This is a genomic window from Rhodanobacter geophilus (genome assembly GCF_040812275.1).
In the GTDB taxonomy this organism is placed as follows: Bacteria; Pseudomonadota; Gammaproteobacteria; order Xanthomonadales; family Rhodanobacteraceae; genus Rhodanobacter_A; species Rhodanobacter_A geophilus.
Window position 1 is genome coordinate 53,724 of the sequence record NZ_JBFOHL010000014.1, and the last position, 23,365, is coordinate 77,088.

General features: G+C 70.3%; 24 protein-coding genes. All 24 read left to right on the forward strand.

Annotated elements, in window-relative coordinates:
- Positions 1 to 202: 202 nt before the first annotated feature.
- The 24 genes from ABQJ56_RS14620 to flhF all read left to right on the forward strand — a co-directional run bounded on the left by ABQJ56_RS14620 (position 203) and on the right by flhF (position 23,360).
- Positions 203 to 1,393 carry a flagellin N-terminal helical domain-containing protein gene (locus ABQJ56_RS14620; protein WP_367845754.1) on the forward strand — a complete coding sequence of 397 codons (1,191 nt, stop codon included), beginning with the start codon at positions 203 to 205 and terminating at the stop codon, positions 1,391 to 1,393.
- A 172-nt stretch (positions 1,394 to 1,565) separates the two neighbouring features.
- A complete protein-coding gene (fliD, locus tag ABQJ56_RS14625; protein ID WP_367845755.1) occupies positions 1,566 to 3,023 on the forward strand; it encodes a flagellar filament capping protein FliD in 1,458 nt (485 codons plus the stop codon).
- A 13-nt stretch (positions 3,024 to 3,036) separates the two neighbouring features.
- Positions 3,037 to 3,459 (forward strand): flagellar export chaperone FliS, encoded by a 423-nt coding sequence (gene fliS, locus ABQJ56_RS14630; protein ID WP_367845756.1) that lies wholly within the window; start codon positions 3,037 to 3,039, stop codon positions 3,457 to 3,459.
- A complete protein-coding gene (locus ABQJ56_RS14635) occupies positions 3,456 to 3,752 on the forward strand; it encodes a flagellar protein FliT (RefSeq protein WP_367845757.1) in 297 nt (98 codons plus the stop codon). Before fliS ends, ABQJ56_RS14635 begins: the two co-directional genes overlap by 4 nt.
- Positions 3,753 to 3,896: 144 nt before the next feature.
- Complete coding sequence (locus tag ABQJ56_RS14640; protein WP_367845758.1) at positions 3,897 to 4,451, forward strand: PilZ domain-containing protein; 555 nt, start codon at positions 3,897 to 3,899, stop codon at positions 4,449 to 4,451.
- A gap of 162 nt (positions 4,452 to 4,613) precedes the next feature.
- On the forward strand, positions 4,614 to 4,787 hold the full coding sequence (locus ABQJ56_RS14645; protein ID WP_367845759.1) for a hypothetical protein: 174 nt from the start codon (positions 4,614 to 4,616) through the stop codon (positions 4,785 to 4,787).
- Between the two features lie 12 nt (positions 4,788 to 4,799).
- Positions 4,800 to 6,230 (forward strand): sigma-54 dependent transcriptional regulator, encoded by a 1,431-nt coding sequence (locus ABQJ56_RS14650; RefSeq protein WP_367845760.1) that lies wholly within the window; start codon positions 4,800 to 4,802, stop codon positions 6,228 to 6,230.
- 250 nt (positions 6,231 to 6,480) lie between these two features.
- The gene (gene fliE, locus ABQJ56_RS14655) at positions 6,481 to 6,807 is read left to right on the forward strand and encodes a flagellar hook-basal body complex protein FliE (RefSeq protein ID WP_367845761.1); all 327 of its coding nucleotides are present in this window, start codon (positions 6,481 to 6,483) and stop codon (positions 6,805 to 6,807) included.
- A gap of 46 nt (positions 6,808 to 6,853) precedes the next feature.
- The gene (gene fliF / locus ABQJ56_RS14660; protein WP_367845762.1) at positions 6,854 to 8,560 is read left to right on the forward strand and encodes a flagellar basal-body MS-ring/collar protein FliF; all 1,707 of its coding nucleotides are present in this window, start codon (positions 6,854 to 6,856) and stop codon (positions 8,558 to 8,560) included.
- Positions 8,550 to 9,566, forward strand: coding sequence for a flagellar motor switch protein FliG (gene fliG, locus ABQJ56_RS14665; RefSeq protein WP_367845763.1), 1,017 nt, complete (start codon positions 8,550 to 8,552; stop codon positions 9,564 to 9,566). Before fliF ends, fliG begins: the two co-directional genes overlap by 11 nt.
- Positions 9,566 to 10,198 (forward strand): FliH/SctL family protein, encoded by a 633-nt coding sequence (locus tag ABQJ56_RS14670; protein WP_367845764.1) that lies wholly within the window; start codon positions 9,566 to 9,568, stop codon positions 10,196 to 10,198. Before fliG ends, ABQJ56_RS14670 begins: the two co-directional genes overlap by 1 nt.
- On the forward strand, positions 10,195 to 11,562 hold the full coding sequence (gene fliI, locus ABQJ56_RS14675) for a flagellar protein export ATPase FliI (protein WP_367845765.1): 1,368 nt from the start codon (positions 10,195 to 10,197) through the stop codon (positions 11,560 to 11,562). The genes ABQJ56_RS14670 and fliI overlap by 4 nt, the downstream gene beginning before the upstream one ends.
- Positions 11,559 to 11,984 (forward strand): flagellar export protein FliJ, encoded by a 426-nt coding sequence (gene fliJ, locus ABQJ56_RS14680; RefSeq protein ID WP_367845766.1) that lies wholly within the window; start codon positions 11,559 to 11,561, stop codon positions 11,982 to 11,984. Before fliI ends, fliJ begins: the two co-directional genes overlap by 4 nt.
- 34 nt (positions 11,985 to 12,018) lie before the next feature.
- Entirely contained in the window at positions 12,019 to 13,260 is a 1,242-nt protein-coding gene (locus ABQJ56_RS14685) for a flagellar hook-length control protein FliK (RefSeq protein WP_367845767.1), read from the forward strand.
- A 368-nt stretch (positions 13,261 to 13,628) separates the two neighbouring features.
- Entirely contained in the window at positions 13,629 to 14,108 is a 480-nt protein-coding gene (locus ABQJ56_RS14690) for a flagellar basal body-associated FliL family protein (protein ID WP_367845768.1), read from the forward strand.
- Positions 14,109 to 14,124: 16 nt separating this feature from the next.
- On the forward strand, positions 14,125 to 15,141 hold the full coding sequence (fliM, locus tag ABQJ56_RS14695; RefSeq protein WP_367845769.1) for a flagellar motor switch protein FliM: 1,017 nt from the start codon (positions 14,125 to 14,127) through the stop codon (positions 15,139 to 15,141).
- Positions 15,138 to 15,485 carry a flagellar motor switch protein FliN gene (gene fliN / locus ABQJ56_RS14700; protein ID WP_367845770.1) on the forward strand — a complete coding sequence of 116 codons (348 nt, stop codon included), beginning with the start codon at positions 15,138 to 15,140 and terminating at the stop codon, positions 15,483 to 15,485. The genes fliM and fliN overlap by 4 nt, the downstream gene beginning before the upstream one ends.
- A gap of 52 nt (positions 15,486 to 15,537) precedes the next feature.
- Positions 15,538 to 15,906, forward strand: a complete 369-nt coding sequence (fliO, locus tag ABQJ56_RS14705) for a flagellar biosynthetic protein FliO (protein ID WP_367845771.1) — start codon at positions 15,538 to 15,540, stop codon at positions 15,904 to 15,906.
- Positions 15,903 to 16,742 carry a flagellar type III secretion system pore protein FliP gene (gene fliP / locus ABQJ56_RS14710; protein ID WP_367845772.1) on the forward strand — a complete coding sequence of 280 codons (840 nt, stop codon included), beginning with the start codon at positions 15,903 to 15,905 and terminating at the stop codon, positions 16,740 to 16,742. The genes fliO and fliP overlap by 4 nt, the downstream gene beginning before the upstream one ends.
- Before the next feature lie 850 nt (positions 16,743 to 17,592).
- Positions 17,593 to 17,862 (forward strand): flagellar biosynthesis protein FliQ, encoded by a 270-nt coding sequence (fliQ, locus tag ABQJ56_RS14715; protein WP_367845773.1) that lies wholly within the window; start codon positions 17,593 to 17,595, stop codon positions 17,860 to 17,862.
- Positions 17,859 to 18,629 (forward strand): flagellar biosynthetic protein FliR, encoded by a 771-nt coding sequence (gene fliR, locus ABQJ56_RS14720; protein ID WP_367845774.1) that lies wholly within the window; start codon positions 17,859 to 17,861, stop codon positions 18,627 to 18,629. Before fliQ ends, fliR begins: the two co-directional genes overlap by 4 nt.
- Positions 18,630 to 18,632: 3 nt before the next feature.
- Entirely contained in the window at positions 18,633 to 19,766 is a 1,134-nt protein-coding gene (gene flhB / locus ABQJ56_RS14725; RefSeq protein WP_367845775.1) for a flagellar biosynthesis protein FlhB, read from the forward strand.
- A gap of 19 nt (positions 19,767 to 19,785) precedes the next feature.
- Positions 19,786 to 21,876 carry a flagellar biosynthesis protein FlhA gene (gene flhA, locus ABQJ56_RS14730; protein WP_367845776.1) on the forward strand — a complete coding sequence of 697 codons (2,091 nt, stop codon included), beginning with the start codon at positions 19,786 to 19,788 and terminating at the stop codon, positions 21,874 to 21,876.
- Between the two features lie 176 nt (positions 21,877 to 22,052).
- Positions 22,053 to 23,360 carry a flagellar biosynthesis GTPase FlhF gene (gene flhF, locus ABQJ56_RS14735; protein ID WP_367845777.1) on the forward strand — a complete coding sequence of 436 codons (1,308 nt, stop codon included), beginning with the start codon at positions 22,053 to 22,055 and terminating at the stop codon, positions 23,358 to 23,360.
- Positions 23,361 to 23,365: the final 5 nt, after the last annotated feature.

The window sequence follows — 23,365 nt, forward strand, 5'->3', positions numbered from 1 at the left end:
TCGTCCGCCCGGCCCATGGCCGATACCAGCAGCTGGCAGGCGCCGTCGCACATTCCGTGCCAACGCAGAGAAATTTCCGGAAAAGGCTCAAGAAGCCAGTACCGCCGCCGAAACATCCCCTGAGGCGGTTGGCACTCCGGTCTAGGAGCACCGCCGGAGAAGGTATCCGACAGCTTCAAGACCGCTAATTAGGAGACATCCCATGTCACTGGTCATCAACACCAACGTTTCTTCGTTGAACGCACAGAACAACCTGACCAAGTCGCAGAGTGCGCTGGCCACCGCCACGCAGCGCCTGTCCTCGGGCCTCAAGCTCAACAGCGCGGCCGACAACGCCGCGGGCTTCGCGATCGCGCAGCGCTACACCACCCAGATCGGCGGCTTGTCGCAGGCCAGCGCCAACGCTTCGGACGCGATCAACCTGGCGCAGACCGCCGGCTCCGCGCTGGACCAGGTCACCGCCAACCTGCAGGCGATCCGCGACCTGGCCGTGCAGTCCGCCAACGGCACCTACACCGACTCGGACCGCTCCTCGATCGACCAGGAAGTGCAGCAGCGACTGGCGGAAATCACCCGCATCGCCAACCAGACCACGTTCAACGGCTCCAAGGTGCTGGACGGCTCGCTGGGCACCAAGAGCTTCCAGGTCGGCGCCGACGTGGGCCAGACCATCAGCGTGAACCTGCAGACCAGCGTGAAGGCTTCCGCGATGGGCTCGATCGCCCAGGTGGAAACCGGCAACCTGAGCGGCGCGTTCCAGGACGCCAGCGGCAATGCCACCACGCTGGACCTGAGCAAGATCTCCATCACCGGCACCGACGGCAATTCGGTCACGCTTTCCGGCACGGCCAGCAGCGTGCAGGATCTGGCCGACGCCATCAACGCCGCCGGCGTCACCGGTGTCAGCGCGGCGGTCGACGGCAAGGGCGGCGTCAGCCTGTTTGCCGACGGCAGCTTCCAGGTGACCGACAGCGGCGCGGCCTCGGGCAGCGCGGTGACCTCGGGCGCGATCACCAGCGGCGCCTTCGTGAACGGCTCCACCACGGCCAGCGACGCCTCGGGCAGCATCACCGCCGCTGGCTCGCTGCAGGGCGCCAACGTGCTGAGCGTCAACAGCTCCAACGCCCTGATCACCCAGGTCGACGCGGCGCTGAAGACGGTGGCCAATTTCGCCGCCCAGCTGGGCGCGGTGCAGAACCGCTTCCAGTCCACCATCGCCACGGTGGCGGCGCAGAGCACCAACCTGCAGGCCTCGCAGTCCACCATCCAGGATGCGGACTTCGCGGCCGAGACGGCGGCGCTGAGCAAGGCGCAGGTGCTGCAGCAGGCGGGCATCTCGGTGCTGGCCCAGGCCAACTCCAACCCGCAGCTGGCGCTGAAGCTGCTGCAGTGACGGCGACTGCGGAACCGCCCGCCTGGCGCGGGCGGTTCCGTCCTCGATGGCGGCCCCGACGGGCCGCCATCATTCCGAGGGTTCCAGGCAAAGCCCATGCGGCTGGCGTGAGTTTTGCCTGTGATTCTTGAATTCCCCGTCGAGCGGGATCGGATCACCACAGGAACAGGCCATGACTTCCATTTCCGGCGTCGGCAATCCCACGACTACCGCCACCACCACCACTGCCACGGGCAGCGGCAGCGGCCTGGACAGCACCAACAGCCCGGGCAGCGGCCTGCTCAGCTCGGCAGGCATCGGGTCGGGGCTGGACGTCAACTCCATCATCACCGCCCTGGTCAACGCCAAGCAGTCGGGCCCGGCGCAGCAGATCAGCACCCAGACCACGCAATTGCAGGCGCAGGAGGCCGGGCTGACCGCGTTGGGCAGCGCGCTGAGTTCCCTGCAGTCCACGCTGGGCACGCTGGGCAGCAGCCTCACCTTCAGCACCTATGCGGCCACGCTGGGCGACAGCTCGCTGGGCACCGCCACGACGCTGCCCAATGCGCAGCCGGGCACCTACAGCGTGGTGGTGAATCACCTGGCCACTGCGCAGAAGCGGGCCAGCGGCGCCTATGCGCCGGGCACTGCGGTGGGCGCCGGAACTTTGACGGTGAGCGTCGGCAATCAGTCGATGAACATCAATGTCGCGGCGACCGACTCGATCAGCAACATCGCCACGGCGATCAACCAGTCAAGCAGCAACCCCGGCGTGCAGGCCACCATCGTCAACGGCGCGAACGGCGCGCAGCTGCTGCTGACCTCCACCAAGACCGGCGTGGCCAATGCCTTCAGCGTGAGCACGGGTGCCGGCAGCAGCGCGGGGCTTTCGTCGCTGGCGACGACGCTGGACACGGCGGGCTCCAATGAAGCCAGCGACGCCAGCCTGAGCGTCGATGGCATCGCGGCGAGCAGCGCCAGCAACACGGTGAGCGGCGTGCTGAACGGCGTCACCCTGAACCTGGCCGCCACCGGCTCCACCACGCTGACGGTGAGCCAGGACAGCAGTGCGGCGACCAGCGCGGTGAACGACTTCGTCAGCGCCTACAACAGCTACGTCTCCACCGTGGGCACGCTCAGCAGCTACGACGCGAGCTCGCAGCAGGCCGGCGTGCTGCTGGGCGACACCACGCTGATGTCGGTGCAGCGCCAGGTCAACAGCGTGCTGAGCGGCAGCGTGCCCGGCAACAGCATCGGCTCGCTGGCGGCGCTGGGCATCACGCACAACGCCGACGGCACGCTGTCCCTCGACAGCGGCAAGCTGTCCAGCGCCCTGCAGAGCAGTCCGGACGCGGTGCAGGATCTGTTCGCCGGCTCGAACGGTTATGCCACCCGCCTCAACGGCATGCTGGACGGTTTCACCGCCAGCAACGGCATCATCGCCACGCGCACCAGCAGCATCCAGAACCAGCTCAGCAACCTGAGCCAGGAATCGACCGCGCTCACCGCGCGCATGAACGTGTACGCGACCCAGCTGCGCCAGCAGTACACCGCGCTGGACACGCTGATGTCCTCGCTCAACAACACCAGCAGCTACCTCACCAGTTCGCTGCAGACGCTGTTGAGCACCTATACCAAATCGGGCAGCTGACGGAGGCCGGTTCATGACGAACGCCTACATGCGCCAGGCCAGTGCGATGTACCAGCAAACCCGTGCCGAGGGGCGCGTGGAAGGAGCCGATCCGCACCAGTTGATCGCCATGCTGCTGGATGGCGCGATCGAACGCATCACGCAGGCGCGCGCCTGCCTGCGGCACGGCAACGTGCCCGCCAAGGGCGCCGCGGTCACCAAGGCGGTGGCGATCGTGGGCGAGCTGCGTGCCAGCCTGAACCACGAGGCCGGCGGCACGCTGGCCCGGCGGCTGGACTCGCTCTACGACTACATCAACCGCCGCCTGCTGCTTGCGCAGCTCAACAACGACGACAAGGCGCTGGCGGAATGCGCCGACCTGCTCGAACCGGTCCGCGACGGCTGGAACGGCATCCGCGACGCCTATCTCTCCAGCCGCGCCGAGAGCCCGGCATGAGCGCGGGGCACGCCGTGCTGGAACGTGCGCTGGCGGTCAGCGCCTCGATGCTGGCGGCCGCGCGCGATGGCCACTGGGACAGCCTGCCCGGGCTGGATGCCGAGCGCCAGCCGCTGCTGCATGCCGACCATCCGCGCGACGCGCGCAGCCGCGAGCTGTTGCAGCAGTTGCTGGCATGCAACGGGGAAATGCTGGATCTGGCCGCGCGTGCGCGTGCCGAAGTCGCCGATGCGCTGAGCCGGCACGGTTACGCGCACCACGCCTTGCGCACCTACGTCGACCTGGCCCGGTGAATCGGAAATTCCGGACAGGCTCGCCCCGCGACTGCATGCCTTGACCGCGCCTCCGCTTGATCTGCGGAAGCCAGGCGCGCATCGTGCCGCAGCCATACCAGCCATGGGCCGATCGGCGGCCCGGACAAGCCACGCGGAGCCGACATGACTGCCAGCAGCCGGGACGAATTCGATCAGCGCCTGAGCAGCGAGGAGCAGCTGCACGCCGACAGCGAGCCGCTGGCCTGGCCGCCGCCGCCGGACCTGCTGCAGCGGCTGGCCGAGCGCAACGCGAACACGCTGGCCACGCTCGCCGCGCTGGAGGAGCGTCGTACCGACCTCGGCGACGACGACAATCCGCTGATGCAGGAAATGCTGCGCATGGACGCCAAGCTCACCGCACTGGTGGAGATCGTGAACCTGCTGCTGGCGCCCGCCGCCACGCTGCCGCCGCGCCGTGCGTTGCGCTTCAATGCCGTGGGCGCCTTGCTGCCGCCCGCGCTGGTGCCGCCGGGCGATGGCCTGCTGCTGCGCCTGCACTTCGATGCCTGCCGCAGCCTGCCACTCGAACTGGCGGGGCGCGTGGTGCACGTACTCGACGACGGACGAAGCTTCGTGGAATTTGCGCCGCAAGGTGACGCGACGGGTGACGCGATTGAGCGCCTCGTGTTTCGCCATCACCGACGCAAAGTGGCAGAGGCACGCCAGCAGCTTGGATGAGGCTCGGGCGCAGTTCTCATTTCGCATGTGATATCGATCACATTTACGAAATCTCCGCCAAGATTTTTTCGACGGTCGTCACGTGCTTTCGGATGTCTTTGTCACGGCGCCGGCATCTTGCAAAGACCTTTCGCTTCATGCGTTTGCGGAAAACTCTTGCGCATGTCGCTCGACGGCAATGGCCGCGGCTTCACCATCGGGCGGCATTTTGCCGGCGCCCTGGCCGTCAAAGTTGGCCCCCTTGTTGCTCTTCGTTCATCAAGCCGGAGACGGAAAGCCGGCGCTGATGATCAACGCGCTCCGCTGGAAGCCGAGGAGCCGCGACAAGAGCAGTAAGGAGAAGGGGCTGTGCAGAAATTCGATTTCCTCGTCATTGAGTCCGGTGCGGCGCGTGCGGATGCGGTGATGTCGGCGCTTCACTTCCTGGGCTATCGGCCGCAACGCGCCGCCGACTGCCAATCCATCGACAAGTCCACCCACGACTGGCGCGCCGTCTACATCGGCGGCGTCGAGGACGAGGCCGCGGCCGAGCGCCAGCTGGCCCTGCTCGGCGACGCGGCGCATCACGTGCCGGTGCTGGTGGCCGCCGATGCGCCGCTGGCCACGCGCCTCGTGAAGACGATCTCGCCGTCCGCCGCGCGCGTGGCCACGCTGGAGTTTCCGCTGCGCTACGAACAGGTGGTCGAGGCGTTGCGCAGCCTCTCCGCGCGCCTGCTCGGCGGCCAGGCCAGCGCGTTGCGCTTCGTGGGCAATTCGGCGCCGATGCTGCGCGTCAACGCGCTGATCCGCCAGGTGGCGCCTTTCGATTCCACCGTGCTGGTGCTGGGCGAGTCGGGCACCGGCAAGGAGATGGTGGCGCGCGCCATCCACGAGCATTCCGCCCGCCGCGACAAGCCGTTCGTGGCGATCAACTGCGGTGCGATCCCGGCCGAGCTGCTGGAAAGCGAGCTGTTCGGCCACGAGAAGGGCTCCTTCACCGGTGCGATCAGCGCGCGCAAGGGCCGCTTCGAGCTGGCCGAGGGCGGCACGCTGTTCCTCGACGAGATCGGCGACATGAGCCTGCCGATGCAGGTGAAGCTGCTGCGCGTGCTGCAGGAGCGCGTGTACGAGCGCGTGGGCGGCAGCAAGACCCAGCGCTGCGACGTGCGCATCATCGCCGCTACCCACCGCAACCTGGAGCAGGCCATCGCCGAGGGCCGCTTCCGCGAGGACCTGTTCTATCGCCTCTCCGTGTTCCCGCTGGAACTGCCGGCGCTGCGCGAGCGGCTGGGCGACCTGCCGGTGCTGATCGACGAGTTCAACCAGCGCCTGGCGCATCGCGGCCTGGGCGTGGCGCGCTTCAGCGCCGGCGCGATGCAGATGCTGCGCGAGCACGCCTGGCCGGGCAACGTGCGCGAGCTGGCGAACCTGGTCGAGCGCATGGCGATCCTGTGCCCGCACGGCGAGGTGCGCGCCAGCGAGCTGCCGCCAAAGTACCGTCACGCACAGCTCGGCGAGGAGGCGCATGGCGCCGCCCTGCTGGCGCTGATGGAGGATGGCCATGCAGCGGCGGGCACGGCCGTCGTGCAGCCGGTGGACGAGGCCCAGCGCCTGCTGCCCGAGGACGGCATCGACCTGAAGGATCACCTGGCCGACATCGAGGTGGGCATGATCCGCCAGGCGCTCGACGCCACCGGCGGCGTGGTGGCGCATGCCGCGCGCCTGCTGCACATGCAGCGCACCACGCTGGTGGAGAAGTTGCGCAAGTACGGCCTGCAGGCGAACGGCCTGGCGGCCTGAGAGGAAACGGGGAGCGTCGGCCTCGCCCACGCACTCCGATCCGGCGAGTCACCCGTGTCCGCGTCGCCCCGGTCGGCCTGATCCGACAATCGCCTCGTTCCCCGTTCCCCGTTCCCCGTTCCCCGTTCCCCGTTCCCCGTTCCCCGTTCCCCGTTCCCCGTTCCCCGTGGCACGCCTCGTGCATTCACCACCTGCAAACCCGTCGCGCGACGGGATTCCGTCTCCCATCCACCGACCTGGATCACGCCGCATGAGCACGATCGACGTCAACAACCTGCTTGCCCAGATGCGCCAGATGACGGCGCAGGTGCGCATGCCGGAAACCGCGGCGCAGGCGCCATCGGGCGGTGGTCAGGCGAACTTCTCCTCGCTGCTGCAGCGATCCATCTCCGCGGTGGGAAACAGCCAGATGCAGGCGGGACAGATGGCCGCCAGCTTCGAGCGCGGCGATCCCGGTGCCGACCTTGGTCGCACCATGATCGCGGTGCAGAAGGCCGACCTCTCGCTGCGCACGGCGGTGGCGGTGCAGAGCAAGCTGGTCGATGCCTACAAGGACATCATGAACATGTCGGTCTGACGCCGGCACCACGATCACCGAACAGCACTGACCGACGAGCAGCAGCATGGCCGACAACGCCATCGCGACGACCGACAGCAACAGCGGCGCGCGCCTGGATTCCCTCAAGCAGATCACCCGCAACCCGGCGGCGCGCCAGCTCGCGCTGCTGGTGGCGGTGGCCGCGGCGGTGGCGCTGGGCGTGGCGGTGGTGCTGTGGTCCCGCGGACCGAACTACGGCCTGCTGTACGCGGGGCTGGACCAGAAGGACGCCGCGGCGATCGCGCAGGAGCTGCAGGCCTCCAACACCGCCTACAAGCTGGGCGGCGACGGCACCTCGATCATGGTGCCGGCCGCCGACCTCGCCGCGCTGCGGCTGCGGCTGGCGGCGAAGGGCCTGCCGCAGGGGAGTGCCGCGATCGACACGCAGTCGACCGGCGGTTCGCCGTTCGGCATGAGCGACCTCGCCGAGCGCACGCACTACCAGCAGATGCTGGAGAGCGACCTCGGCGCCACCATCGCCTCGCTGCAGTCGGTGCGCGCCGCGCGCGTGCACCTGGCCTTGCCGAAGCCCTCGGCCTTCATCCGCGACAACCGCAACGCCAGCGCCTCGGTGCTGCTCACGCTATACCAGGGGCGCGAGCTCGACGCGGGGCAGGTGGCGGCGATCGTGCACCTGGTGGCGTCCAGCGTGCCGGGGCTCGACCCTGGCCAGGTCTCGGTGGTCGACCAGCAGGGCCGCCTGCTGACCGGCAGCGCCGATGCCGGCGACGAGGTGGGCGACAACCGCCTGCGCCTGGCCACGCGCATCGAAAACACCTATGCCCAGCGCATCGAGGAGCTGCTGACGCCGCTGGTCGGCCCCGGCCGCGTGCGCGCCCAGGTCAACGCGGACCTGGATTTCAGCCAGACCGAGAAGGCCAGCGAGACCTACGGCCACGACCATCCGGCGCTGCGCAGCGAACAGGTCAGCAGCGAACAGCACACCGGCGGCGACGCCGGCGGTGGCGTGCCCGGCGCACTCAGCAACCAGCCGCCGCCCACGGTGGCGCAGCCCACCGCCGCGAAACCGAACGCCGGCACGGCCGCCGCACCGGGCAGCACGGCGTCGATGACCACGGGCAGCCGCGACGGCGAGAGCTCCAGCAGCGCCACGCGCAACTACGAGCTGGACCGCACCATCAGCCACGTCAGCGATCCGGCCGGCCGGCTGGCCCGCCTCACCGTGGCGGTGGTGGTGGACGACAAGCTGGCGGCCGCCAGCGCCGCGAACGGCGCCAAGGGCGACCCGAAGAGCGTGCCGTTCACCCCGCAGGAGCTGCAGCACCTCACCGACCTGGTGAAGAACGCGGTGGGTTTCGACGCCGCACGCGGCGACAGCGTCAGCGTGATCAACCAGGCCTTCCATCGCAACGCCGCGCCGGACGCGACGCCCGCGACGCCGCTGTGGGAGCGCCCCGGCGCGCTGGACCTGATCAAGCAGGGCCTCGGCGTGCTGATCGCGCTGCTGGTGGCGTTCGGCCTGCTGCGCCCGCTGCTCAAGGGGCTGCTGCGCGGCGCCCCGGTGAGGCAGGCCCTGCCGGCGCCGCTGCCGACCGTGTCGGTGCGGATCGACGACGTCGAGCCGCCGGTGGCCGGCCAGCCGGCGCGCCTCGACGCCGCGCCGGCGCTGGCCTACGAGCAGCGCATCGGCCAGGCCCGCCGCATGGTGGGCGAAAACTCCAAGCAGGTGGCGCAAGTGGTCAGGAACTGGGTGAACGAAGATGGCAATTAACCGTTCCGACACGGCCGTCACCGGGGCGCAGCGCGCGGCGATCCTGCTGCTGACGCTGGGCGAGCAGGATGCCGCCGAGGTGCTCAAGCACCTGAGCGCGCGCGACGTGCAGGCGGTCGGCACCGCGATGGCGGCGCTCGCCAGCGTGTCGCGCGAACAGGTCACCGGCGTGCTGGACAAGCTCGACGAGGACATGGGCCGGCAGACCGCGCTGGGCGTGGGCACCGAGGAATACATACGCAAGATCCTCACCAACGCGCTGGGCGAGACCAAGGCCGGCGGCCTGATCGACCGCATCCTGCTCGGCCGCAGCTCGAAGGGGCTGGAATCGCTGAAGTGGATGGAGAGCCGCGCGATCGCCGAGATGATCAACCAGGAGCATCCGCAGATCATCGCGCTGGTGCTGGCGCACCTGGAGCCGGACCAGGCGGCCGAGGTGATCGGCTACCTGCCGCAGCGCGTGCGCTCCGACGCGGTGATGCGCATCGCCACCCTCGACGGCGTGCAGCCGCATGCGCTGAACGAACTGGACGAGATCATGGAGCGCCAGTTCAACGGCAACACCAAGAAGCTGAAATCCGCCAGCGTGGGCGGGCTGAAGGCGGCCGCCAACATCCTCAACGCGATGGACAGCAGCCGCGAGGCCGAGCTGATGACGGCGATCCGCAGCCAGGACGAGGCGCTGAGCGGACGCATCGAGGATCTGATGTTCGTGTTCGAGGATCTCGCCGAGCTGGACGACCGCGGCATGCAGACCCTGCTGCGCGAGGTGCCGTCGGGGATCCTGATCACCGCGCTGAAGGGCGCCGAGCCGGCGATCCGCGAGAAGATCTTCGCGAACATGTCCAAGCGCGCCGCCGACATGATGCGCGACGACCTGGAAGTGAAGGGCCCGGTGCGGCTCAGCGAGGTCGACGCCGCGCAGAAGGAAGTGCTGGCCGCGGCCAGGAAGCTGGCCGACGCCGGCCAGCTCAGCCTGGGCAGCGGCGGGGATGACTACGTCTGATGGCGGCCGCGATCCACGACGCCGCAATGGGCTTCCGGCGCTGGGAACTGCCGCACGTCGGCGCCGAGCCGGAGCCGGTGCCCGCAGCCGACGCGGCGCCGCCGCAGCCGACCGTGCGCGAGCTGGAGGCGCTGGAACAGCAGGCGCGCGACGAGGGCCGGGCCGCCGGCCTCGCCGAGGGGCGCGCCATGGCCGCGCAGGAGCTGCGCGAGCGCCTGGCGCAACTCGACGCCGTGTGCGAGGCGGCGGCGCGTCCCCTGCAGGCGTTCGACGACCAGGTCGCCCGGGAACTGGCGCGGCTGGCGATGGTGGTGGCCGGCCGGGTGGTCGCGCACGAGCTGCGCCTGTCGCCCGAACTCGTCGTGCGCGCCGTGCGCGAGGCGGCCAACGCATTGCCGGCGGCGACCCGCGAATTGCGCGTCCACCTGCATCCGCAGGACCTGGCCCTGCTGCAGGAACTGGGTGCGGCCGAGCGCCACTGGCAGCTGCTGGCCGATCCCGCGCTGGCGCGCGGCGACTGCCGGCTGGAAAGCGAACACTCGCGGCTGGACGCGCGGGTGGAAACCCGCCTGGCGGCGGTGGTCGATGCCGTGCTCGGCGAAGCCGCCGCGCCGGAGGGCGGCGAGGCATGAGCGCGGACACCGGCCCGGCCGCGCGCCGCGAACGCTGGCAGCACCAGTTCGCGCGGCAGGCCGCGCGCGCCGCGGTGGCGCGCACGCTCGCGGTGGAAGGCAGCCTGCGCCGCGTGGTCGGCCTGACGCTGGAGGCCGAAGGCTGCGAGGCCGCGCTGGGCGCGCGCTGCCTGGTCGACACCGCCGACGGCAGCGAACTGGAAACCGAAGTGGTCGGCTTCGCCGACGAACGCCTGCTGCTGATGCCGGTGGGCGACATGCACGGCGTGTTGCCGAACGCGCGCGTGCGCCCCTGCGCGCGCAGCGGCGGACTGCCGGTGGGCGCGCAGCTGCTGGGCCGGGTGATCGGCGCCGACGGCCTGCCGCTGGACGGCCTCGGCGCGCTCGATGCGGACGAACACGCGGCACTCAAGAACGAACCGATCAACCCGATGGCGCGCAAGCCGATCGACGCCCCGCTGGACGTGGGCGTGCGCGCGATCAACGCGCTGCTCACCGTGGGCCGCGGCCAGCGCCTGGGCCTGTTCGCCGGCTCCGGCGTGGGCAAGTCCACCCTGCTCGGCATGATGACGCGCTACACCAACGCCGACGTGGTGGTGGTGGGCCTGATCGGCGAACGCGGCCGCGAGGTGAAGGAATTCGTCGAGCACACGCTGGGCGCGGAAGGTCGCCGCCGCGCGGTGATCGTCGCCGCTCCCGCCGACGCGCCGCCGCTGAAGCGGCTGCGCGGCGCGCAGTACGCCACCGCGATCGCCGAGTGGTTCCGCGACCGCGGCCAGCGCGTGCTGCTGCTGATGGATTCGCTGACCCGCTACGCCCAGGCGCAGCGCGAGATCGCGCTGGCGATCGGCGAGCCGCCGGCCACCAAGGGCTACCCGCCCTCGGTGTTCGCGCTGCTGCCCGCGCTGGTCGAACGCGCCGGCAACGACGCCGAAGGCAGGGGCTCGATCACCGCGTTTTACACCGTGCTCACCGAGGGCGACGACTACCGCCACGACCCGATCGCCGACGCCGCGCGCGCGATCCTGGACGGCCACATCGTGCTGTCGCGCGACCTCGCCGAGGCCGGCCACTACCCGGCGATCGACATCGAGGCCTCGATCAGCCGCGTGATGCCGCAGGTGGTGGAACGCGGGCACCTGCAGGCGGCGCAGCGCTTCCGCCGCGTGTATTCCGCCTACCGCCAGCAGCGCGACCTGATCGCGGTGGGCGCCTACCAGAAGGGCTCCGACCCGCAGGTGGACCTCGCCATCGAGCTGTGGCCACAGCTGCGCGGCTTCCTGCAGCAGGAAGTGGACGAACCGATGACGCTGGAAGCCGCCGTCGAGCGGCTCGACCAGCTAGCCGCACAGGTGACCGCATGAACTCGCGTTCCGGACGACTGCAGCCGGCGGTGGACCAGGCCCGCCAGAAGACCGAGGATGCGCTGGCGAAACTGGCCACGCAGCAGCAGCAGCTGGCCAAGGCCGAACACCAGCTCGGCGAACTGGAGCGCTATCGCAACGAATACGCCGCTGCCGGCGAGGGCGCGGTCAGCGTCAGCGCGCTGCTCAACCGCCAGCAGTTCATCGCGCGCATCGACCAGGCGATCGCCCAGCAGGCCGCGGAGATCGACCGCCAGCACCGCCGGCTGAACCAGGTGCGCGACCACTGGCAGCAGGCGCATGCGCGCGAAAGCGCGCTGGGCAGCGTGGTCGCGCAGCACCAGGAACACGAACGCCGCGCCGAGGAACGGCGCGAACAGGCCGAGATCGACGAACGCATGCAGCACCGGCGGCCGCGCTGAAGCGCCCGCCTGCCGACCACGGAATCCTTTCGCCATGACCCCACCCGCCGCCCTTCCCGTGATGCCCGCCGCACCGAGCGCGCGCAGTGCGCCTGCCGCGGCCGGCACGCCGCGCAGCGACACGGCGCCGAATCCGTTCGACCAGCATTTGCAGGCCGCCAGGAACACGCCGCCTGCCGCCGCGGCACCGCCGACGGACCGGCCATCCGCGTCGACGCCGGATGCGCATGCACCTGCACCGGGCAAATCGTCCACCGCGGATGCCGCGGCGAAGGCCGCAGCGGAGTCGGACATGCCGACGCCTGTCACGACGCCTGCGGCATCGGCCGCGGCCATGCCGTCCACCGCGGCCGCGGCACCGCGCGGCCAGGCGGATGCCTCGCCGCTGGATGCCGCCCTGGCCGCGGCCCAGGCTGCATCGGTCGCCACCGCCGCGGGCGAGGCCGCGACTGCCGCCTCGTCGAAGACGGCGGCCACGCCGAAAGCCGCGTCCCCCGACACGGAGGCTGCCGCGACGCTGGCCGGCGCCATGCTCGCCCTGCTGGGCCGGCTGACGGACGGCACGGCCGGCGCGGCAACGGATGCGGACGATGCCACGGTCTCCGCGGACGGCTCGGCATCGGGTCGGGGCGGGGCCGCCGTGGCGACGCAGGGCCAGGGCCTGGACGACAAGGCGCTGGCCGCAGCAGTCGCTGCTGCCACGCCGGCCGCAAACCCGGCCGGCATGCCGGTCGGCGCGGAGCAGCTGTTCGCAGCGGCCGGCACCGACACGCGCAAGGATCGCGGCCTCGAGGCGCTGGCCTTGGCCACCGCGCCGGCGCCCATGCCCGCGCCGCCGACGCCGGCGCCGCTCCAGCCGCAGCTGCCGTTGTCGCCGGGCAGCAGCGGCTTCGCCGACGAGCTCGGCCAGCAGGTGGTGTGGATGGGCCAGCAGGACATCCAGCAGGCGAAGATCCGCCTGCATCCGGAAGACCTGGGCTCGCTCGACGTGCACCTCAGCGTGAGCCACGACCGCGTGGACGTGGTGTTCAGCGCGCAGCATCCGGCCGCGGTCACGGCCGTGCAGCAGAGCCTGCCGCAGCTTGACCACATGCTGGCCCGGCATGGCCTCTCGCTCGGCCATGCCGAAGTGGGGCAGCAGAATCGCGGCGACGGCGGCGGCGCGCGCGGCGAGAGCCGTGGCGCGATGGCGGCGACCGACGAGATCGACGCGGTGCACGCCTCTGCGTTGCCTGTCGCGACGGGGCGGATCGGCCTGCTCGACGCGTTCGCCTGACAGTCGCGCATCCGCGGTACCGGTGGGCCGGGCATGCCTGCCCGCGGCCCGCCGGCACGTCATGCCCGCGGCGGCAGGCATCCCTCCACCCTTCGGCGCGCGCGAAGCGATGTGCGTTGGCGGAGGGTCGCCATGCGGCTGAACAGCCCCGCTCCGGTCGTCTGCCGCCGCCGCCCCGGCAGGCGTCGCGATGACGTCGCGGCGAACCTCCGGCGCGCGTCAAGAAAGCGCCGCCGGTCCCGCCGGCTTCCACGCAGGCACCCGCAAATCCGCTCCCGGCAAGGCTTTCCGGTCATGGCACACGGATTGCAATGGTCCGGTGGGCGCGCTACGGCGCGCGACTTTCAACCGGGCGGATCGAGGATTGCATGGCCAACGAGGAACAGACCGCAGCGGCACCGGCGGCGCGCAAGCGCCGCGGCCCGTTGCTGATCGGCGCGGTGGCGCTGCTGGCGCTGGCCGGCGGCGGCTATGTCTGGCGGACGCAGAAGGCCGCGCACACGCCAGCTTCCCGGCAGGCGGAGAGCAAGGTCGAGTTGTACCTGCCGATGGACCCGCCCTTCGTGGTGAATTTCCGCGACGGGGATTCGCTGCGCTACCTGCAGGTGGCGGTGACCCTGATGGCGCACGACCCGCAGGCGATCGAGACGGCGAAGTCCGCCGACCCGGTGATCCGTGATGCGCTGGTGTCGCTGTTCAGCAACCAGGAGTACGCGGTCATCAGCAATGCCGCCGGACGCGAAAAGCTGCAGAAGCAGGCGCTGGAGGCGGTGCGCAAGATCGTCCAGGCGCGGCTGGCGCGGCCCGGCATCGACGCGCTGTACTTCACCAGCTTCGTGATGCAGTGACGGCGAAGGTGCACGCATGAGCGACCTGCTTTCCCAGGACGAGATCGACGCGCTGCTGGACGGCGTCACCGACGGCGCGGTGGAGACCGGCGGCGACCGGCCGCTGCCCTCCGATGCGGTGATCTCGTACGACTTCACCCAGCAGGACCGCATCGTGCGCGGCCGCCTGCCCACGCTGGAAATGGTCAACGACCGTTTCGCGCGCTATTTCCGCGCCGGCGTGTTCAGCGTGCTGCGCAAGACCTGCGAGGTCTCGGTGCTGGGCGTGAAGATGCAGAAATTCGCCGAGTACGTGCACGGCCTGGTGGTGCCGACCAACCTGAACCTGGTGCGCATCAAGCCGTTGCGCGGCAGCGCCCTGGTGGTGTTCGAGCCACGCCTGGTGTTCAGCGTGATCGACAACTTCTTCGGCGGCGACGGCCGCTTCCACGCACGCATCGAGGGCCGCGACTTCACCGCCACCGAGAACCGTGTGATCCAGATCCTGCTGGGCGAGCTGTTCACCGCGATGGTCGAGGCCTGGGCGCCGGTGCTGGGCCTCTCGTTCGAGTACCAGGGCTCGGAGATCAACCCGCAGTTCGCCAACATCGTCAGCCCCACCGAGACGGTGGTGGTGTCGCGCTTCCACGTCGAGCTCGACGGCGGCGGCGGCGAGATCCACCTGACCCTGCCGTACGCGATGGTCGAGCCGATCCGCACCCTGCTCGACGCCGGCGTGCAGAGCGACCGCGTCGACCGCGACGACCGCTGGGCCGAGCTGCTGCGCGACGAGGTGCTCGACGCCGAGGTGCCGCTCCGCTCGCAACTGCTCGACATCGAGCTCACCCTCGGCGAGTTCCTGCATCTGCGGCCCGGCGACGTGATCCCGATCCAGCTGCCCGAGCTGGCCACCGCCTACGCCGAGGACGTGCCGCTGTTCCGCGGCCGCTACGGCCAGGCCAACGGCCGCAACGCCATCCGTTTCCACACCCAGGTCGGCCGGCGCGAAGTGCGCACCAGCGGCGACCTGTCCAACCGGGAAGAAATCGCATGAACCAGTCCACCGAAGCGCTCGCCGACGACGCCGGCGAGCGCGTCCAGTTCGATTCGCTGCGTGGCGGCGGCAACGGCGCCGGCGAGGTCAACCTCGACATGATCCTCGACGTGCCGGTGACCCTGGCGATGGAGGTCGGCCGCACCCGCATCAGCATCCGCAACCTGCTGCAGCTCAACCAGGGCTCGGTGGTGGAACTGGACCGCGCCGCCGGCGAACCGCTGGACGTGTTCGTCAACGGCACCCTGGTCGCCCACGGCGAGGTGGTGGTGATCAACGAGAAGTTCGGCATCCGCCTGACCGACGTGATCAGTCCCGCCGAGCGCGTGCGCAAGCTGCGGTGAAGCCGTGAACAGGGCAGGGGGAACGGGGAACAGGGTCGCCGCGGCGCTGGCATTGGCGCCGGCTGCACTGCCGGCGGCCGACGTCGACGTGGGTGGCGAGCTGCTGCGCGTGCTGCTCAGCCTGGTGGCGGTGGTGGCGCTGATCTTCGTGGCCGGCTGGCTGTCGCGGCGCATGCAGCTGTGCAGCCGGCCGGGTGGGCGGCGCATCCGCTGCGTGGAGGCGATGGCGGTGGGCGCGCGCGACCGCGTGCTGCTGCTCGACGCCGATGGCAAGCGCCTGCTGGTGGGCGTGGGCCCGGGCGGCATGCGCACCTTGCACGTCTACGAGGGCGCGGCACCGGTCGAAGGCGACCCGCCGTCGCCCATGCCTCCGGTCCCGAATTTCGCGCAGCTGCTGTCGCGCTGGAAGGCCAAGCCGTGAAGTCCCGCCATTCCCTTGCCGCGCGCGGCTGGCTCGCGCTCGCCCTGCTGCTGCTGCCGCTGCTGGCGTGGAGTGCGCCGCAGGCCGCGCGCAACGCCGCTGCCGTGACGGCCACGCCGGCGCTGTCGATGCCGGCGAGCCCGGTGGGCCTGGGCAACGCGGGCATTCCCGTGCTGACCGTGCACGATGCGCCGGGTGGCGCGAAGAACTGGACGCTGTCGCTGCAGATGCTGGCACTGCTCACGGTGCTGACGCTGTTGCCGGCGGTCCTGCTGATGATGACCTCGTTCACCCGCATCATCATCGTGCTGGGCTTCCTGCGCCAGGCACTGGGCACGCAGTCCACGCCGCCGAACCAGGTGCTGCTGGGATTGTCCTTGTTCCTCACCCTGTTCGTGATGTCGCCGGTGCTCAACCGCGCCTACACCGATGGCGTGAAGCCGTACATGGACGGCCAGCTCTCCGCCGAGCAGGCGCTGCCCGCGGCCAGCGCGCCGTTCAAGCACTTCATGCTCGACCAGACCCGCGAGGCGGACCTCGCGCTGTTCACCAGGCTGGCCGGCGAGCAGCCCTACGCCAGCAAGGCCGACGTGCCGTTCAAGGTGGCGATGCCGGCCTTCCTCACCTCGGAACTGAAGACCGCGTTCCAGATGGGCTTCCTGCTGTTCATCCCGTTCCTGATCATCGACCTGGTGGTGGCCAGCGTGCTGATGTCGATGGGCATGATGATGGTGTCGCCGACGATCATCTCGCTGCCGTTCAAGATCATGCTGTTCGTGCTGGTGGACGGGTGGACGCTGCTGCTGGGGACCCTGGCGGGGAGCTTCTACACATGAGCACCGTACTGGTGGCTACTCCCTCTCCCCTGTGGGGAGAGGGCCGGGGTGAGGGGCGGGTGCTCGCGGGGAAGTTTGCCGAAGGCAGGTTTGTCCGCGAAGAGCTTTCGTGCGCCTGCGGCGCCCGAGTTACTTCTCTTTTGCTTGTCCAAAATAGAAGTAACCAAGAGAAAATGACACCCCGATGGCGCGCCCTCCGGGCATCCTGCCCTGCGGGTACGCGGGCGGGTTACGGGTTTTTTCGACGGGGCTCCTGCCCCGGCGAAAAACTGGCCCGCATCCGTGCGGGCCATCCTGCGGACTTTCCTTCACCCGCCCGCCGCGCCATAGGGGCCCCGGAAAAGCAGCGCGCTCCAAGCGCGCAGAAGCAACGGCCAGAGCAAAGCGAAGCGCCGCAAGCACGCTGCAAACCAGCTTCTGGCGCGCAGGATGCGCGCCTGCTCTTGCGGGGCCCCTGGGCGGCGGTGAGGCGGGGACGGAAAGGCCGCGCAGCGGGCGAGGCCAGGGATGGTCTCGCCTTTTCGCGCGGGCAGGAGCCCGCTCGAAAAGCCCGGCCCCGCCTCACGGACTTGCCGGGCAGGAGGCCCGGCAAGCGCCAACCGGGGTGGCCTTCTCTTTTACGCCGGGCATCCTGCCCTCCGCCCTGCGGGCCGGCTTCGCCGTTCGCCGCCGCTCCTGCGGCGGCAGTGGTTACTTTTCTCTTGGCCACGCAAGAGAAAAGTAACTCGGGCGCCGCCGGCGCACGAAAGCTCTTGATTTTCAATGAAACGAGAGCATCGCGTACGAGGTGCGCTCCTGCAGATGCAGGAGAACGCGGATTCTTCATCGTTCGCCATGCAGGGGGCTGGTGATGACCCCCGAATCCATCATGGAAATCGGCCAGCACGCGCTCTACGTGGCGATGCTGGTGGCCGCGCCGCTGCTGCTCACCGCGCTGGCGGTGGGTCTGCTGATCGGCGTGATCCAGGCGGCCACGCAGATCAACGAGATGACGCTGAGCTTCATCCCCAAGCTGATCGCGATGGCGCTGGTGGCGCTGATCGCGGGGCCGTGGATGCTGCGCCTGCTGGTGCACTACACCGCGCAGCTGATCGAGAGCCTGCCGGGGGTGATCCGGTGACGACGCTGGACGTGGCCTGGCTCGCGACGTGGCTGGGCCGTTTCCTGTGGGCGCTGGCGCGGGTGGGCGGCCTGTGCCTGGTGGCGCCGGTGTTCGGTGCCTCGGTGCTGCCGGCGCAGGTGCGGCTGGGCGTGGTGGTGGTGCTCGCCCTGGTGCTGGCGCCGCTGGCGCCCGCGTCGGTGGATGTCCTCGGCGTCGCCGGCATGCTGGGGCTGGCGGGCCAGCTCGTGGTCGGCGCGGCGGTGGGCTTCGTGCTGAAGCTGGTGTTCGACGCGGTGCAGTTCGGCGGCGGCCTGGTGGGGCAGAGCATGAGCCTGGGCTTCGCCGAGGTGGTCGATCCGCAGGCCGGCGGCAACTCCAACGTGCTGGGCCAGTTCTACCTGGTGCTGGTGACCTTGCTGTTCCTGGCGATGGACGGCCATCTGCAGTTGATCGCGCTGCTCGCCGACAGCTTCCGCCATGCGCCGCCGGGCGGTCTTGCGATCGACGCCAACGGCCTGCACGCGGTGCTCGCGTTCGGCGTGCAGCTGTTCGGCGGCGCGGTGCGCGTGGCGCTGCCGGCGATGACCTCGCTGCTGGTGGTGAACATCGGCTTCGCCGCGATCAGCCGCGCGGCGCCGTCGATGAACCTGTTCGCGGTGGGTTTCCCGATCACCGTGTCGCTGGGCTTCATCGCGCTGTGGCTTTCCCTGCGCAGCCTGCCGGGCGCGTTCGACGCCCTGCAGGGCGATGCCTGGGACCTGATGCGCCACCTGCTTGGAAGCTGAGCCGTGAGCGACGACAGCGACCAGGAAAAAACCGAACAGCCGACAGAGAAACGGCTCAAGGAGTCGCGCGAGAAGGGCGAGGTTCCGCGATCGCGCGACCTCAGCGGCGCGGCGGTGGTGCTGGCCGGCGTGGCGGCGTTGATGGCCGGCGGGCCGCGTGCGTTCGAGCATGCGCGCAACATTTTCGACCTTGGCCTGGGCTATTCGCGCGAGGCGCTGTTCTCCGATGCGCTGCCGGGGCGCGCGCTGCACGCGGCGATGCACGAGGCGCTGGCGCTGTTCGCGCCGGTGGCGCTGGCCACGCTGCTGGCGGCGCTGGCGGCGCCGCTGCTGCTCGGCGGGCTCAGCTTCAGCGGCCAGGCGCTGCAACCGAAGTTCGAGCGGCTGGACCCGGTCAAGGGCCTGGGCCGCATCTTCGCGCTGCGCGGCCTGGTGGAGCTGGGCAAGGCGCTGCTCAAGATCCTGTTCATCGGCGCCGTGCTGGCGCTGCTGCTGCGCCACTGGCAGGGCCAGCTGCAGGCCACCGGGCGCGGTGCGGTGACGGCGGGCATCGCGCAGGCGCTGGGCCTGCTGGGCCAGGCCGCGCTGTGGTTCGGCAGCATCCTCGCGCTGCTCGGCGGCCTCGACGCGCTGTACCAGAAGTACGACCACACGAAGAAGCTGCGCATGAGCCGGCAGGAGATCAAGGACGAGATGAAGGAGAGCGAGGGCAGCCCCGAGATCAAGGGCCGCATCCGCCAGGTGCAGATGGCGCAGGCGCGCCGCCGCATGATGGAGGAACTGCCCAAGGCCGACGTGGTGGTGGTCAATCCCACCCACTTCGCGGTGGCGCTGCGCTACGACGAGGGCCGCACCGGCGCGCCGCGGGTGATCGCCAAGGGCGTGGACGTGCTGGCCCAGCAGATCCGCCTGGTGGCGGGCAGCCATCGCATTCCGCTGGTCGAGGCGCCGCCGCTGGCACGCGCCTTGTATGCAAGCACCAGGCTTGGCCAGGAAATCCCCGCCGCGCTCTACGTGGCGGTGGCCCAGGTGCTCGTCTACGTCTACCAGCTGAAGCAGGCTGCGGCGCAGGGCGGGACGCCGCCGGCCGTGCCGAACCCCGAGGTCGATCCCGACCTGATGGGTCCCTATCGCTGATCGGACACGAGTCAAATCCATGACGGGCACGCAGGTACTGGGCAATTTCAAGCAGCTGGCGCGACGGGGCGCCGGCGCGCCGGTGATGATGCTGGTGATGCTGGCGATGATGATGTTGCCGCTGCCGCCGTTCCTGCTCGACATGCTGTTCAGCTTCAACATCGCGCTGTCGCTGGTGATCCTGCTGGCGGTGGTCTACGTGATGCGGCCGCTGGAGTTCGCCGCGTTCCCCACCGTGGTGCTGATGGCCACGCTGCTGCGGCTCGCGCTCAACATCGCCTCCACCCGCGTGGTGCTGCTGCACGGCCACGACGGCCCCGGCGCCGCCGGCAAGGTGATCGAGGCGTTCGGCGAGTTCGTGATCGGCGGCAACTTCGCGGTGGGCCTGGTGGTGTTCGCGATCATCACCATCATCAACTTCGTGGTGGTCACCAAGGGCGCCACCCGCGTGTCCGAGGTGACCGCGCGCTTCACCCTGGACGCGATGCCCGGCAAGCAGATGGCGATCGACGCCGACCTCAACGCCGGCCTGCTGACCCAGGAGCAGGCGCGCGAGCGCCGCCAGGAAGTGCGCGAGGAGGCGGACTTCTACGGCTCGATGGACGGCGCCTCGAAGTTCGTGCGCGGCGATGCCACCGCGGGCATCCTGATCCTGATCATCAACATCGTCGGCGGCTTCTTCGTAGGCGTGATGCAGCACGGCCTGTCCGCCGCGGACGCGGCGCAGACCTACACCCTGCTCACCATCGGCGACGGCCTGGTGGCGCAGGTGCCGGCGCTGATGCTGTCGGTGGCCACCGCGATCATCGTCACCCGCGTCTCCAGGGCGCAGGACATGGGCCGCCAGCTCGCCGGCCAGGTGTTCGGCCAGCCGCGCGCACTGGCGGTGGCGGCAGTGGTGCTGGGCGTGATGGGGGTGATCCCCGGCATGCCGAACCTCGCCTTCCTGCTGCTCGGCGGCGTGTGCGGCGGCGCGGCCTGGCTGCTGTTCAAGCGCCAGCGCGAGACGCGCGAGAAGCTTGCAGCCGCGCCCGCCGAAGCGCCGGCCGCCGCCGTGCCGGCCGAGCGCGTGGAACTGGGCTGGGAGGACGTGACCACGGTCGATCCGCTGGGCCTGGAAGTGGGCTACCGGCTGATCCCGCTGGTGGACGTGCACCAGGCCGGCGAGCTGATGGGGCGGATCAAGTCGGTGCGCCGCAAGCTGTCGCAGGAGTTGGGCTTCCTGATACCCGCGGTGCACATCCGCGACAACCTCGACCTCGGCCCCAACACCTACCGCATCATGCTGATGGGCGTGCCGATGGGCGAGGCCGAGGTGCACACCGAGCGCCTGCTCGCGATCAACCCCGGGCAGGTGCACGGCACCGTGCAAGGCATTGCCACCCAGGATCCGGCGTTCGGCCTGGAGGCGGTGTGGATCGAGCTGGGCCAGCGCGAGCTGGCGCAGAGCTACGGCTACACCGTGGTCGACCCGGCCACGGTGATCGCCACCCACCTGTCGCATATCCTGCAGGGCCACGCGCACGAGCTGCTCAGCCACCAGGACGTGCAGCAGCTGCTGGACCGCCTGGCGCAGGGCGCGCCCAAGCTGGTCGAGGACCTGGTGCCGAAGCGCCTGGCGCTGGGCGGGGTGGTGAAGGTGCTGCAGAACCTGCTGGCCGAGCGGGTGCCGATCCGCAACATGCGCGGCATCGTCGAATCCTTGGCGGAGCATGCGGGGCAGAGTCAGGATCCCGGCGTTCTCACCGCCGCCGTGCGCGTGGCGCTGGGCCGGCAGATCGTGCAGGAAATCACCGGCCTGGGCACCGAGATCCCGGTCATCACGCTGGCGCCGGAGCTGGAGCAGATCCTGCTCGGCTCGATGTCCAGTGGCGGTGTGGCGGGCGCCGCGGTGGAGCCGGGTCTCGCCGACCGCCTGCAGCAGAGTGTGGCCGATGCCGCGCGGCGCCAGGAAATGAGCGGCGAACCGGCCGTGCTGCTGGTTCCGCCGCTGCTGCGGCCGTGGCTCGCGCGCTTCACCCGGCACGTGGCACAAAACCTGCACGTGCTCGCCTACAACGAGGTGCCCGACAACCGTCGGGTGCGACTGGTGCAGGCCCTGGGGCGTTGAGCGAGGCGAGGAGAGAGGGTGATGGATTTGATGAAGCGGGAACGGGGAAGGGGGAACGGGGAACGTGTGGTTCGCCGGGTGCCTGTGGCTGTCCGCCCGACACGGATCACCCAGGCCCGCCCCGAAAGTGATGTTCCCTGTTTCTCGTTCCCTGTTCCCTGCCTGCGGAGCAAGCCATGAAGATCAAACGTTTCGTGGCGCCCGACATGCGCCAGGCGATGCGCGAAGTGCGCGAGGAGCAGGGGCCGGAAGCGGTGATCCTGTCCACGCGCCGGATGGACGACGGCATCGAGGTGATCGCCGCGATCGACTACGACGAGGCACTGGTGCGCGAGGCGGCCAGGCATGGCGCGCCCGTCGCGCCGAAGACGGAAGCGAAGGAAGCGAAGCCGGCGAAGGCAGAGCCTGCGCCGGCCGTGGCAACGAAGCTGCCGCCGCCGGCGGCGCCGCCGCCTGCGCCCGTCGCTCCGCGCCGCCTGCACACCGTCGCGCCGCCGGCCGCTGCCGCCGCCGTCGCCGCGGAACCGCCGGCGGCGCATCCGCTGATGGAGCGCGCCGCGCACGACACCGCGCAGCTGCGCAGCGAACTGGGCGACCTGCGCGCGATGCTGGAGCTGCAGCTGTCGAGCCTGGCCTGGAACGACATGGAGCGGCGCCAGCCGCTGCGCGCGCGCATCCTGCGCGAGCTGACCCGGCTCGGCATCGAGGCCGACGTCGCGCGCACCCTGGTGGGCGAGCTGCCGGAAAAGATCAACGCCGACCAGGCGCGCTACCTGCCGCTGGGCATGCTCAGCCGCAGCCTGGCGGTGAGCGGCCGCCAGCTGTGCGACGACGGGCGCGGCGTCATCGCGCTGGTCGGTCCCACCGGCGTGGGCAAGACCACCACCATTGCGAAACTCGCCGCGCGAGCGGTGATGCGCCACGGCGCCGAGCGCGTGGCGCTGGTCAGCACCGACCACTACCGCATCGGCGCCGCCGCGCAGCTGGAACATTACGGACGCCTGCTCGGCGTGCAGGTCTACCCGGCCTACGACGCGCGCAGCCTGCGCAAGGTGCTGGAGATGCTGCAGGGCCGCCACACCGTGCTGATCGACACCGCCGGCATGGCCGGCAGCGATCCGCGGCTGGCGCAGCAGCTGGAGATCCTCGCCGACGCCGGCGAGCTGCGCTCCTGCCTGGTGCTGGCCGCCAACGCGCAGGCCGCGTCGCTGGAGGAAGCGGTGCGCGCCTACCGCGCGCTGAAGCCGCACGCCTGCATCCTCACCAAGCTGGACGAGGCGCCGCGGCTGGGCGGCGCGCTGTCGGTGCTGATCCGCCACAAACTGTCGCTGGACTACGTCACCGATGGCCAGCGCGTGCCCGAGGACATCGCCGCGGCGGATGCGCGCGTGCTGGTGTGCCGCGCCGCGCAATCGCTCAAGGCCGAGGCTCCCGACGACAACGTGATGGCCGAGCGCTTCGGCCTCGCCGTGGCCGAAGCATGAACGGA